Below are 14082 nucleotides of genomic sequence, written 5' to 3' on the forward strand. Positions count from 1 at the left end.
CGCAAGTGACAAAACAAAGTTAAAAGATTCGTAACCGGGGAAATAGTTTTATGCTTTATCTTCTTTAATAACTTCCTCCATTCTTAAGAAAACGGCATCATTGATAGAAAAACAGGTGAAATTTATAAGAATAACCCCTATTCGATGTCTGGCTGGTTATTTTTACGAAATTTCAATAAACAAAAAATTAACAACTTTTCACAACGTAACTATATAAATTTGTTGGTAGTTTTAACGATTAAGATTGCAAAAGCAACAGATAGAACGGTGTTTGCTCATCAAGCGAACATAATTAATACTGACTTGTTTTGCGTGATAAAAAAACAGATGTTCTCACGCTTTTAATTATTTAGCAGGTTATCTGAACGCGAAACATTATTGCCACATGGATAATAAAGCGGGAAATAATTTTCCATTAATAAGACAGAGTAATGTAAACGAAGCCGGATGATATTAACGATCATCCGGCTTTATTGACTTACGAAACTAACATCCCGGTAAACACATACGCCTGCAACAGCGTGATAATGCCGATCACACTGGCAAAGATCAGACTGTGCTTCACGGTGTAGCGGAACAGTTCAGATTCTCGGCCCACCATGCCCGTCGCGGCGCAGGCCACGGCGATAGATTGCGGGGAAATCATCTTGCCAGTTACGCCGCCGCTGGTATTTGCTGCCACCAGCAGAGTGTCAGAGACGTTGATTTGCTGCGCCGTGGTCGATTGCAGTGAACCAAACAGGGCGTTAGAGGAGGTGTCCGAGCCGGTAAGGAATACGCCCAGCCAGCCGAGAAACGGTGAGAAAAACGGGAACATCACGCCTGTACCTGCCAGTACCAGCGCCAGCGTGGTGGACATGCCGGAATAGTTGGTGACGAAGGCGAACGCCAGCACCATGCCAATCGACAATATCGGCCACTTCAGACTAATTAGCGTTTCGGCAAAGACGCCAATCCCTTTCTTGATGCCCACGCCGAGGATGAAGATAGAGATAATCGCCGCAATAAAAATAGCGGTGCCGCCAGCCGAGAGAGGGTCGAATTTAAACACCGCATCCATTGGCGTTGGTTGGGCGACAATGGGTGCCGCTTTCAACACTTGTTGATGCAAATGAGGGATCTGGAAATTAATCACCAGTGAATAAAACGCGCCGCCCGGAGCAAATAACGCTTTAAACGGCTTCATGGTCCAGATGGTGACCAGCACCGTTAAGATTAAAAACGGTGACCACGCACGAATGATTTGCCCCAGACTATATTCTGAAGGCACGGGACCGCCAGAAGATGGTTTATTCACCACCATCGCACCTGCGGATTGTCCCATGCTGATTGCCGTTTCGGTATTTTTCGGCCGCCAGACTTTAAGGAATAAAGCGAGTGAGACGATACTCACCAGCGCCGAAGTAATATCCGGCAGTTCCGGACCAATATAGTTAGAGGTAAAGAACTGCGTGACAGCGAAGCTTCCCCCAGCAACCAGCGCCGCTGGCCACGTCTCTTTCACCCCTTTCCAGCCGTCCATCATTGCTACCAGCCAGAACGGCACAAGAACCGACAGGAACGGTAACTGACGTCCCGCCATTGCGCCAATGTGGAACGGATCGATTCCCGTTACCTGACCGGCGACCAGAATCGGCACGCCCAACGCACCAAACGCCACCGGCGCAGTGTTGGCAATCAGACACAGCCCCGCCGCGTATAACGGTTTGAAGCCCAGGCCCACCAGCAGCGCACCGGTAATCGCCACCGGCGCACCAAAGCCAGCCGCCCCTTCCAGCAGCGCGCCAAAGGAGAAACCAATCAGTAACACCTGCAAACGCTGATCGTCAGTGATGGAGATAACCGAGCTGCGGATAATATCGAACTGACCGCTGGCAACGGTTAATTTATAGAGGAACACCGCCGCAACAATAATCCACGCAATAGGCCATAATCCATAAATAAAGCCATAGCCCGCAGCAGCAAATGCCATATCAATCGGCATTTTAAAGGCGAATATCGCAATCAGAATAGATAATATAAGGGTTATTGCTCCGGCGACATGTCCTTTCAGACGTAATACCGCGAGTGCAACGAAGAAGAATATTATCGGGATCAGGGCGACCAGAGCGGATAGCCCCAGTCCTCCCATCGGCATATACATTTGGGTCCAGGTAACCATATTTTTCAGTCTCTTATTATCTTTATATGCTTGATATACTTAAGGTTGTAATAAGCAAAAGAGGACTGAACTGTAAAATATAGGCGTTATACTTTACAGCAACAGTACGCTGCTAACGCAATTGCTACCTCTGGCATAACAAGTATATCGGGTAAGGGTTTCTGTTCCGCACACGCAGGCGCAGAATATCGTTAAGATGTCCATATTGTTGTTTTAGGCCCGCTAGTAATGCGCTACGGGTATTTAATATTGTTAAACCCTGATAATCGCTCCGGTTATTTCCGGGATAAATGTACTACCGCAGTTACTATCATAGCCCCGACAATAAAACTTGCCGGGGCTTTTTTGACGCTATTAATGACTTTCTTTTTCGCGTAAACGCCAGGCGTGTAATAACGGTTCGGTATAGCCGTTTGGCTGTTTCACGCCGAGGAAGATTAAATCGCTGGCAGCTTTAAAAGCACACGAGTTAGCGAAATTCCCCGACATCGGACGATAAGCCGGATCGCCAGCGTTTTGCTGATCAACCACTTTCGCCATATTCTCCAGCGACGCCTGCACCTGTTCTTTGGTCAGAATACTGTGACGTAACCAGTTGGCGATATGCTGGCTGGAGATACGCAGCGTTGCGCGGTCTTCCATCAGCGCCACGTTGTGAATATCCGGCACTTTTGAACAACCAATCCCCTGCTCCACCCAACGCACCACGTACCCCAGAATCCCCTGCACGTTGTTATCCAGCTCTTGTTGGATCTCTTCAACCGACCAGTTAGCGTTTTCAGCCACCGGAATAGTCAGCAGATCGTCCAGCAGCGGTTCAAATTCAGCATTGAACTCGCTCTGGGCAATGTTGGCCTGCACGCTCTGTACGTTGGTTTGGTGGTAGTGCAGCGCATGGAGCGTAGCAGCGGTTGGTGACGGAACCCAGGCTGTGTTTGCCCCGGCACGCAGTTGGTCGCCCTTCTGGCTGTACATGTCTGCCATCAGGTCCGGCATTGCCCACATCCCTTTACCGATTTGCGCTTTACCGCGCAGCCCACAGAACAGACCGGAAAGCACGTTATTACGTTCGTAGGCTTTGATCCACGGCGTCGATTTCATCTGGTTTTTACGCAGCATCGGGCCAGCTTCCATCACCGAATGCATTTCATCGCCGGTACGGTCGAGGAAACCGGTATTGATGAACGCCACGCGGTTACGCGCCTGAGCGATACAGCTACGCAAGTTCAGCGAGGTCCGACGTTCTTCATCCATAATGCCCATTTTCAGGGTATTCGGTGCCATACCGAGCATTGTCTCAATGCGGGTAAACAGTTTGTTGGCGAACGCCACTTCCTGCGGACCGTGCATTTTCGGTTTCACAATATAGACGCTGCCTGTGCGCGAGTTTTTCTGCACTTTTAAATCATAGAGGGCAATCGCGCCAGTCATGACGCCATCAAGAATGCCTTCCGGGATTTCATTGCCTTCGCTGTCCCAAATCACAGGAATGGTCATCAAATGACCCACGTTGCGGATAAACAGCAGCGAGCGTCCGTGCAGAGAAATTTCAGAGCCATCGGCGGCGGTGTAATGACGATCGTCATTCAGTTTACGCACGATTTGCCGACCGTTTTTTTCCATTTTCTCTTGCAGAGTCCCCTGCATCAGGCCCAGCAGGTTGCGGTACAGCAGGATTTTATCTTCCGCATCAACCGCCGCGACCGAATCTTCGCAGTCGAGAATGGTACTGATGGCCGCTTCGACGATAACATCGTTGATATGCGCCGGATCGTCTTTGCCAATCCGCCCGTTGGCATCAATTTGCAGTTCAATATGCAGACCGTTATTTTTCAGCAAAATGCAGGTCGGCGCAGCGGCATCGCCACGGTAACCGACAAACTGCGCCGGGGTACGTAACGTGGTTTCTTTACCATTTTTCAACTGGATGCGTAATTGTTTATCGACCACCTTAAACGCCACCACATCCTGATAGCTGCCGTTTTCCAGCGGTAGTGATTCATCGAGGAAACGCCGAACCCAGGCGATAACCTGCTCACCACGCTGCGGATCGTAGCCGCTGACCATCGCCCCTTCCTGCGGGATGATGTCGCTGCCGTATAACGCATCGTACAGTGAGCCCCAGCGAGCGTTCGCCGCGTTCAGCGCGTAGCGGGCGTTCATTGCCGGAACCACCAGCTGTGGCCCCGCCTGACTGGTGATTTCGCTGTCAATGCCCGTGGTTTCCACCGTTACGCGCTCCGGTTGCGGCACCAGGTAGCCCAGTTCACGCAGGAAAGATTTATAGGCCGCTTTATCTTTTACCGGCCCCGGATTGCTGCGATGCCACTCATCAAGCGCCGCCTGAATGCGATCGCGTTCTGCCAGCAACTGACGATTTTCTGGTGCCAGATCGTGAACGATCTCATCAAAATTGCGCCAGAACGCCGCAGCGTCCAACCCTGTTCCCGGTAAAACTTCTTCATCCACAAAACGTTTAAAATTGGCGTTAATGCGTAAACGGCCCTGGGTTATGGTTTGACTCATTGTTTCTCTCCTCGTTTTCGCTTATTTCGCCAACACCGCTGCTGCCGCTTTCGCGACCTGCGCATCCTGTGCTCCGGTTAAACCAGAAACGCCCACGGCACCAATAATTTGCCCATCCACAACAACCGGTACGCCACCTTCTAGCGACGTTAATAACGGCGCAGTCACGAACGCGGTACGTCCGTTGTTCACCATCTCTTCATACCCCTTAGTTTCACGACGCCCCAGCGCGGCGGTACGCGCTTTCTCCTGGGAGATGTAAGCCGCAATCGGCGCGCAATCGTCCATGCGACTTAACGCCAGCAGATGACCGCCGTCATCGGCAACAGCAATGGAAACAGACCAGTTGTTTTTCTGCGCCTCTTCCTGACCTGCGGCAATAATTGCACTCGCCATTTGCTGGCTAAGAATGACTTTAGTTTTCATTTTGTTATTCCTTTTCAAGGGCTTGTTCTACAATTTCAATCCAGTGACGCACAGAGGTACGACCGGCGCTCGCCAGATGCGTCTGGCAACCAATGTTGGCGGTGACGATCATTTCCGGTTTGCCGCTTTCCAGCGCATTCATTTTGTTATCCCGCAGCTGGCGCGCCAGATCGGGATGCGTTAACGCATATGTTCCCGCTGAACCGCAGCACAGATGGCTGTCGGGAACGTCCGTTAAGGTAAATCCAAGACGAAGCAACACTTTTTCCACTTCGCCGTTCAGCTTTTGCGCATGTTGTAGGGTACACGGGCAGTGGAAGGCCAGTTTTTTATCGCCGCGAATTGCCAGTTTTTCCAGCGGTTCCTCGCGCAGAAGTTCGACTAAATCGACCGCCAGCTCACTGACCTGACGCGCTTTATCGGCATACAACGCATCGTTTTTCAGCATCTGCCCATACTCTTTGACAAACGCGCCGCAGCCGCTGGCAGTCTGCAAAATAGCCTCGGCACCTGCTTCAATCGCGGGCCACCAGGCATCAATATTATTGCGCGCCCGCGCTAACCCTTTCTCTTGCGCATTAAGATGATAGTCCACCGCGCCACAACAGCCTGCTTCGTTAGCTGGCATGACGCTGATCCCCAGACGATCCAGCACTCGCGCAGTTGCCGCGTTGGTGTTGGGCGAAAGCGTAGGCTGGGCGCAGCCTTCCAGCATTAAAACCCGACGCTTATGGCGCAGCGGTGGACGCGGTTTAGCTTTCACCGTTTCAGCAGGCAGTTTTGCTCTGACCTGTTCCGGTAAAAACGGTCGCAGCACCAGCCCTACCTGCGTCAGCGCACGGAAGACCGCCGGACGCGGCACTACCTGGCGCAATCCTTCGCGCAGCATTCGCTCCGGCAGTGGGCGTTTCACTTTCTGCTCGACAATATCACGCCCGATATCCAGCAAATTGTGATAGCGCACACCAGAAGGACAGGTGGTTTCACAATTGCGGCAAGTGAGACAGCGATCGAGATGCTCCTGTGTTTTAAGCGTGACGTCGTTGCCTTCCAGCACCTGTTTAATCAGATAGATGCGCCCGCGCGGCCCGTCCAGTTCATCGCCCAGGAGCTGATAGGTTGGGCAGGTTGCGGTACAAAATCCGCAGTGAACACAGGCGCGCAGGATGCTGTCGGCTTCCAGCGCCCGCGCGTTCTGCCGCATCTCTTCGGTTAATTGGGTTTGCATAGCCTGCTCCTTAAAGCTCCGCGTACATGCGACCGGGATTAAACACGCCGCAAGGGTCGAGCTGCTGTTTAAGCTGCTGGTGATAGCGGAATAAAGGAGCCGGTAGCGGGGCAAAACCACCATCTCCGGCACTAAAGCGGGTCGCATGACCGCCAGCGTTGCGGGCAATGCGATGGATTTGATTGTCATCGGCTGTCGATTTCAGCCAGCGTAACGCCCCGCCCCAGTCGATCAGTTGCTCGCCGGGTAAATCCATCATCGGCGCATCGCTGGGTAAGGAAATGCGCCATAAGGTACCTGGTAACGAGAAGAACGGCAGTTGTTGTTCACGCAATTGCTGCCAGAACTGACCCGCAACCTCTTCGCCCCCCAGCAGTTCACGCGCTGCTTTTACCGATCCTTCGCCGCCCTCAAGGCGGATCCACAACGCATTGTCGAAGTAACATAAGCCACTAATGGGTAATGGCTGGAGTTGCCACTGGGCGATTTCATTCATGGCTTCTTGCAGGCTGATTTCCCGACGCAGACTCAGGGTGGCGCGTGGTCGCGGTAACACTTTCATCGAGATTTCAGTGAGCACACCCAGACAACCGTAGCTTCCGGCCATTAACCGTGAGAGATCGTATCCGGCAACGTTTTTCATCACTTCACCACCAAAACGCAGATGTTTTCCAGTGCCGGTAATGATGCGCGTGCCGAGGACAAAATCGCGGACCGAACCACTCCACGGGCGACGCGGCCCCGCCAGCCCGCAGGCGATCATCCCGCCCCAGGTAGCTTCTTCACCATAATGTGGCGGCTCGCAGGGGAGCATTTGCCCGGCGCTCTCCAGCGCCGCTTCAATCGCCACCAGCGGCGTTCCGGCACGAGCGGTTATCACCAGCTCGGTCGGGTCGTAATTAACAATGCCGCGATGACAACGCACATCCAGCGTTTGCCCGGTGACAGGACGACCTAAAAAGGCTTTGCTATTGCTGCCCTGAATCACCAGCGGCGTTTTATCGCTAATCGCCTGATTCACCTGCTCCAGCAGCGCCTGGCTGTAATCACACTCGCGTAGCATCAGAAACGCTCCAGTTCAGGGAAAGGTAAATGACCGTGATGCACATGCATGGCACCAAATTCAGCACAGCGGTGTAGCGTGGGAATGTTTTTCCCAGGGTTCAGCAAACCATCGGGGTCAAACGCCGCCTTGACCGCATGGAAGGTCGTGATTTCATCGCTGTTGAACTGGGCGCACATTTGATTGATTTTTTCGCGCCCAATGCCATGTTCCCCACTGATGCTGCCGCCAACTTCAACGCAGAGTTCGAGGATCTTCCCGCCCAGCTCTTCCGCGCGGGCAAATTCACCGGGTTCGTTGGCATCGAAAAGGATTAACGGGTGCATGTTGCCGTCTCCGGCATGAAAGACGTTGGCAACGCGTAAATCATATTGCTGCGATAAACGGGCAATGCCTTCCAGTACGCCAGGCAGCGCGCGGCGTGGGATGGTGCCATCCATACAGTAGTAATCCGGGGAAATGCGCCCCACTGCCGGGAATGCGTTCTTGCGGCCGGCCCAGAAACGTACGCGCTCTGCTTCGTCCTGTGCCAGACGGACGTCAGTCGCGCCCGCTTTCAACAAGATGTCGTTAACCCGCTCGCAGTCTTCCTGTACGTCAGACTCCACGCCGTCCAGCTCGCACAATAAAATCGCTTCGGCATCGACGGGATAACCGGCATGTATAAAATCTTCCGCAGCGCGGATCGACAGGTTATCCATCATCTCCAGCCCGCCGGGGATAATGCCATTGGCGATGATGTCACCAACCGCAAGTCCGGCTTTTTCTACCGAGTCAAAGCTGGCTAACAGCACCCGCGCCACGGGCGGCTTCGGCAGCAGTTTTAACGTCACTTCGGTGGTCACGCCGAGCATACCTTCCGATCCGGTAAACAGCGCCAGCAGGTCAAAACCAGGCGAATCCAGCGCGTCCGATCCCAGCGTCAGCGCCTCGCCATCCAGCGTTTGCACTTCAATTTTCAGCAGGTTATGTACGGTTAGACCATATTTCAGGCAGTGAACGCCACCGGCATTTTCCGCCACATTGCCGCCAATCGAACAGGCGATTTGTGAGGACGGATCCGGCGCGTAATAGAGATTATGCGGCGCAACGGCCTGGGAGATCGCCAGGTTACGCACGCCCGGCTGCACGCGCGCACGGCGACCAACGGGGTTAATGTCGAGGATCTCTTTAAAGCGCGCCATCACCAACAACACACCTTTTTCCAGCGGCAGCGCGCCACCAGAAAGCCCGGTGCCTGCACCACGGGTCACCACCGGTACACGCAGGCGGTGGCAGACAGCCAGAATCGCCGTCACCTGTTCCATCTGCTTAGGCAGAACAACCAGTAATGGACGCGTGCGATACGCGCTCAACCCGTCACACTCGTAAGGAATGATCTCCTCATCGGTATGCAGGATCTCAAGTCCAGGGACATGCTCACGCAGTGCCATCAGTACCGATGTGCGGTCGACATCGGGTAAAGCGCCATCAAGACGCTCTTCGTACAAGATGCTCATGAGTAGGCTTCGCTTTGTTGTGTTGTGTGGCAGCTGATTTTTTCGCGCTGCTTCTGTGAACAGTTATTAAGCGGGCTTTTCGTTTTCGTCTATCTCTTTAGCTACCGGTCAGACCATTTTTTTTCCAGCTCTGTGACCTTGTCTTGGTTAACTTAATGTTAAATTGATGTAACATAATCACTTACGTGATGTGCGTGTTTTGCGAGTTAAGAACAGAAAAATTGGTCCTACCTGTGCACGAGGTCCGGGAATGAAAGATGAACGTCGCCCTATTTGCGAAGTGGTTGCAGAGAGTATCGAACGGTTAATTATCGACGGCGTACTGAAGGTCGGTCAGCCGCTTCCCTCGGAACGTCGACTGTGTGAAAAGCTCGGCTTCTCACGCTCCGCACTGCGTGAAGGGCTGACCGTGCTGCGCGGGCGCGGGATTATTGAAACGGCGCAGGGTCGCGATTCTCGTGTCGCACGGCTTAATCGGGTGCAGGACACCAGCCCGCTGATCCATCTGTTCAGTACGCAGCCGCGAACGCTGTACGATCTGCTCGACGTTCGCGCATTACTGGAGGGCGAATCGGCAAGGCTGGCGGCAACGCTGGGAACCCAGGCTGATTTTGTTGTGATAACCCGCTGTTATGAAAAAATGCTCGCCGCCAGTGAGAACAACAAAGAGATTTCGCTGATCGAACATGCGCAGTTGGATCACGCTTTCCATCTCGCCATTTGTCAGGCTTCTCACAATCAGGTGCTGGAGTTTACGCTGCAATCATTGACCGACCTGATGTTTAATTCGGTGTTTGCCAGCGTAAATAATCTCTACCATCGACCACAGCAAAAAAAGCAGATCGATCGCCAGCATGCGCGGATCTACAACGCGGTGTTGCAGCGGCTGCCGCACGTCGCCCAGCGCGCAGCACGCGATCATGTGCGGACCGTGAAAAAGAATCTCCACGATATCGAGCTGGAAGGCCACCATTTGATTCGCTCGGCGGTGCCGCTGGAGATGAAGCAGGGGTGACTGCCATCAAATCTGCTTTTCATACAATCGGTAACGCTTGTACGGCTCCGCCCCAATGCGTTCCAGCATGTTATTCATGCCTGTATTGGTTTCGAGGATCCATGACATCTCCAGCGCATCGATCTTCCGGCGGGCAAACGGATCGCGTAAGGCTTCAATCAATAACAACGCAATCACCGGGCCGATGCGGCTGAACTGATACTCGTCCCGCACGCCCATCAGCGGTACTCGCGCAGTTCGCACACCGCTGACTTTTAAACGCCACAGCAATTTTGCCCAGCCGAAGGGAAAGAGCGATCCGTTCAGATCGGCAATCGCCTCGTTGATGTTTGGCAAGCCGACAATAAACGCGCAGGGTGCAGAATCAATCTCAGCGATGTAGATCATATCGTCCGGCACCAGATATTTAAGTTGGTCGCCCATGGTCGCGAATTCATGTTCGGTAAACGGCACAAATCCCCAGTTGTGCTGCCAGCCAGAATTGAAAATCTCACGCAGGATCTGCATCTCTTCGGCAAACCGCTGGCGATTGATGCAGCGAATGGTCACCTTCTTACGCACCTGATCCATTAGTTTTTTTAGCGCCGGAGAGAAAGTGAGATCGGTTCGCTGCATCCACCACGCCAGTAAATCAATGCCTTTGTGATAACCCAATTGTTCAATATGCGCGGCATACCACGGTTTACCGTGCGGCATCATCGCACAGGGTGGTGTATTGAAACCTTCAATCAGTAATCCGCTTTCCTGATTGATATTCAGGCTGAAAGGACCGCTGATCTTACTTGCACCTTGTGACTTCAACCACGCTTCCGCTGCGCCAAACAACGCGGCAAAAACCTGCGGATCATCAATGGCGTCAATCATGCCGAAATGACCGGTATCTTTGCCGTAACGCTCGCGGTGCAAGGTATCTATTTGCGCGGTAATACGCCCAACTATCTGCCCCGCTTTTTTTGCCACCCACGCCTGCCAGATGATATGGTCCGTCCCCGGATTTTTCGCAGACAAATGCTCGTTGCGTTCAATGAATAAAGGGGGTATCCAGTTTGGATCGTCGGGATAAAGTGATGACGGAAAAGCGATAAATGCCTTAAGGTCATTTTTATTAATTACTTTTTCAATTTTAATCATCAGCAGATCGCATTCCATATCTCTGTGGATAACAAATAATTAACGATGAAAAACAGGTTGCAACAGCAACGAACGGCATCTTAATAATCAACACCATGAATACAAAATAAGAATAAATATTATTTATTAATGATTACGATAAGATCACAGCCTACGAAGAAGCGCCACAATGCCTTTTAGCGATTTAATGCGGTCAGACAAGGTTCATTCTTAATACATTCATAAATCAAATATCATTCACAATAAAAACAACAAAACAAAACCTATTATTTAAATCAATGTTCAATATCGCACCGATGAAAATACAATCTCATTTATCTTTTATGCCTATATAATCCACCGCATTATTGTCATTTTATTTTTGATATCCAATTTTTTCGTGGTGTATATGTCTAATAAAATCTTTACGCATTCCCTACCTATGCGCTATGCCGATTTTCCAACGCTGGTTGATGCTTTGGACTATGCCGCTCTGAGTAGCGCTGGAATGAATTTTTATGACAGACGTTGCCAACTTGAAGATCAACTGGAATATCAGACGTTAAAAGCGCGTGCCGAAGCTGGTGCGAAGCGGTTGTTATCGCTGAACCTGAAAAAAGGCGATCGCGTGGCACTGATTGCCGAAACGAGTAGCGGGTTTGTAGAAGCTTTTTTTGCCTGCCAGTATGCCGGCTTAGTCGCCGTCCCGTTGGCGATTCCAATGGGCGTCGGTCAGCGGGATTCCTGGAGCGCCAAACTGCAGGGGTTACTGGCAAGTTGCCAGCCCGCAGCCATTATCACTGGTGATGAGTGGTTGCCACTGGTCAATGCCGCGACGCATAACAATCCCGAATTACATGTTTTAAGCCACGCCTGGTTTAAGGCATTACCGGAAGCCGATGTTGCGCTTCAACGTCCAGTTCCAAACGATATCGCCTACCTCCAGTACACCTCCGGCAGCACCCGTTTTCCCCGTGGCGTTATCATTACTCACCGCGAAGTGATGGCTAATCTACGTGCTATAAGCCACGATGGGATTAAATTACGCCCTGGCGACCGCTGCGTCTCCTGGCTGCCTTTCTACCATGATATGGGACTGGTCGGCTTTCTCCTGACCCCCGTCGCCACGCAGCTTTCAGTAGATTATTTGCGCACTCAGGATTTTGCCATGCGTCCTCTGCAATGGCTTAAATTGATCAGTAAAAATCGCGGCACCGTTTCCGTTGCGCCGCCGTTTGGCTATGAATTGTGCCAGCGCCGCGTGAATGAAAAAGATCTCGCTGAACTGGATCTTTCCTGCTGGCGCGTCGCTGGTATTGGTGCAGAACCCATCTCCGCAGAACAACTCCATCAATTCGCTGAATGTTTCCGTCAGGTCAACTTTGACGATAAAACTTTCATGCCGTGCTACGGACTGGCAGAAAATGCGCTGGCTGTCAGCTTCTCTGATGAAGCTTCCGGGGTTGTGGTTAACGAAGTGGATCGCGACATCCTCGAATACCAGGGTAAAGCCGTCGCGCCGGGTGCTGAAACACGCGCCGTATCGACTTTCGTCAACTGCGGTAAAGCGTTGCCGGAACATGGCATTGAAATCCGCAATGAAGCAGGTATACCTGTCGCGGAACGTGTGGTAGGCCATATTTGCATCTCCGGCCCTAGCCTGATGAGCGGTTACTTTGGCGACCAGATTTCACAAGACGAGATTGCCGCGACGGGCTGGTTAGACACCGGCGACCTCGGTTATCTGCTGGACGGTTATCTGTATGTCACCGGACGCATTAAAGATCTGATTATTATTCGTGGCCGTAATATCTGGCCGCAGGATATTGAATATATTGCGGAACAGGAACCGGAAATTCATTCTGGCGATGCGATTGCTTTTGTTACCGCCCAGGAAAAAATCATTTTGCAGATCCAGTGTCGGATCAGCGATGAAGAACGTCGCGGGCAGCTTATCCACGCGCTGGCAGCACGGATCCAAAGCGAATTTGGCGTTACCGCGGATATCGATCTGTTGCCGCCCCACAGTATTCCCCGAACATCCTCCGGCAAGCCTGCCCGTGCGGAAGCGAAAAAACGTTATCAGAAGGCTTATGCTGCCAGTCTTCATGTGCAGGAGTCCCTGGCATGAATCAAACTGTCGCGGTGACGGGCGCTACCGGGTTTATCGGTAAATATATTATTGATAACCTGCTCGCCCGCGGCTTTCACGTTCGCGCATTGACGCGTACTGCCCGCGCTCACGTCAATGATAATCTCACTTGGGTGCGCGGTTCGCTGGAAGATACACATTCGCTTAGCGAACTGGTTACCGGAGCCAGCGCGGTGGTCCATTGCGCCGGGCAAGTGCGCGGGCACAAAGAAGAGATTTTTACCCGCTGCAACGTTGACGGCAGCCTGCGCCTGATGCAAGCGGCAAAAGAGAGCGGCTTTTGCCAACGATTTCTGTTTATCTCTTCGCTGGCGGCGCGCCATCCCGAACTCTCCTGGTACGCAAATTCCAAACACGTCGCCGAACAACAGCTGACTGCAATGGCTGACGCAATTACGTTGGGCGTTTTTCGCCCGACAGACGTGTATGGTCCCGGCGATAAAGAGTTAAAACCGCTGTTTGACTGGATGCTGCGCGGTCTGCTGCCACGACTTGGCACGCCAGAGACACAGCTCTCTTTCCTGCACGTCACCGATTTTGCGCAAGCAGTGGGTCAGTGGTTAAGCGCCGAAACTGTACAGACGCAAACCTATGAATTATGCGATGGCGTCGCCGGAGGCTATGACTGGCAACGTGTCCAACAGCTTGTTGCCGATGTCCGCTGTGGTTCCGTGCGGATGGTCGGTATTCCTCTGCCGCTACTCACCTGCCTTGCGGATATCAGTACCGCGTTGAGCCGTCTGGCGGGTAAAGAACCGATGCTGACTCGTTCGAAAATCCGTGAATTAACCCATGCCGACTGGTCGGCAAGTAATAACCGTATTTCTGAAGATATTAATTGGTTTCCCGGGATTAGCCTGGAACACGCATTACGCAACGGGCTATTTTGATTGTCTTGTTTA

General features: G+C 52.2%; 10 protein-coding genes. 3 read left to right on the plus strand and 7 right to left on the minus strand.

The window, feature by feature from the left end:
* Positions 1–478 precede the first annotated feature (478 nt).
* The 6 genes from glcA to glcD form a co-directional block, all read right to left on the minus strand.
* On the minus strand, positions 479–2161 hold the full coding sequence (glcA, locus tag C4F37_RS11410; RefSeq protein ID WP_000259302.1) for a glycolate permease GlcA: 1683 nt from the start codon (positions 2159–2161) through the stop codon (positions 479–481).
* A 354-nt stretch (positions 2162–2515) separates the two neighbouring features.
* The gene (gene glcB / locus C4F37_RS11415; RefSeq protein ID WP_000084125.1) at positions 2516–4687 is read right to left on the minus strand and encodes a malate synthase G; all 2172 of its coding nucleotides are present in this window, start codon (positions 4685–4687) and stop codon (positions 2516–2518) included.
* Positions 4688–4708: 21 nt separating this feature from the next.
* Positions 4709–5113 (minus strand): GlcG family protein, encoded by a 405-nt coding sequence (locus tag C4F37_RS11420; RefSeq protein ID WP_000853256.1) that lies wholly within the window; start codon positions 5111–5113, stop codon positions 4709–4711.
* Between the two features lie 4 nt (positions 5114–5117).
* Positions 5118–6341, minus strand: coding sequence for a glycolate oxidase subunit GlcF (glcF, locus tag C4F37_RS11425; RefSeq protein WP_001194653.1), 1224 nt, complete (start codon positions 6339–6341; stop codon positions 5118–5120).
* Positions 6342–6351: 10 nt separating this feature from the next.
* Entirely contained in the window at positions 6352–7404 is a 1053-nt protein-coding gene (gene glcE / locus C4F37_RS11430; RefSeq protein WP_000943052.1) for a glycolate oxidase subunit GlcE, read from the minus strand.
* Positions 7404–8903 carry a glycolate oxidase subunit GlcD gene (gene glcD / locus C4F37_RS11435; RefSeq protein WP_000026111.1) on the minus strand — a complete coding sequence of 500 codons (1500 nt, stop codon included), beginning with the start codon at positions 8901–8903 and terminating at the stop codon, positions 7404–7406. Before glcD ends, glcE begins: the two co-directional genes overlap by 1 nt.
* Positions 8904–9153: 250 nt before the next feature.
* Here glcD and glcC point away from each other — a divergent pair, with 250 nt between their 5' ends.
* Complete coding sequence (gene glcC, locus C4F37_RS11440) at positions 9154–9918, plus strand: transcriptional regulator GlcC (protein WP_001305094.1); 765 nt, start codon at positions 9154–9156, stop codon at positions 9916–9918.
* Positions 9919–9924: 6 nt separating this feature from the next.
* On the opposite strand, the gene yghO is transcribed toward glcC, so the two are convergent.
* On the minus strand, positions 9925–11067 hold the full coding sequence (gene yghO / locus C4F37_RS11445) for a protein YghO (protein WP_001774043.1): 1143 nt from the start codon (positions 11065–11067) through the stop codon (positions 9925–9927).
* 403 nt (positions 11068–11470) lie between these two features.
* Here yghO and C4F37_RS11450 point away from each other — a divergent pair, with 403 nt between their 5' ends.
* Complete coding sequence (locus C4F37_RS11450) at positions 11471–13159, plus strand: fatty acyl-AMP ligase (RefSeq protein ID WP_001335852.1); 1689 nt, start codon at positions 11471–11473, stop codon at positions 13157–13159.
* Complete coding sequence (locus C4F37_RS11455; RefSeq protein WP_001077173.1) at positions 13156–14070, plus strand: NAD-dependent epimerase/dehydratase family protein; 915 nt, start codon at positions 13156–13158, stop codon at positions 14068–14070. The genes C4F37_RS11450 and C4F37_RS11455 overlap by 4 nt, the downstream gene beginning before the upstream one ends.
* The last annotated feature ends 12 nt before the right edge of the window (positions 14071–14082 follow it).

Origin of the sequence: Escherichia sp. R1 (assembly GCF_003000935.1) — a bacterium.
Classification (GTDB): Bacteria; Pseudomonadota; Gammaproteobacteria; order Enterobacterales; family Enterobacteriaceae; genus Escherichia; species Escherichia coli.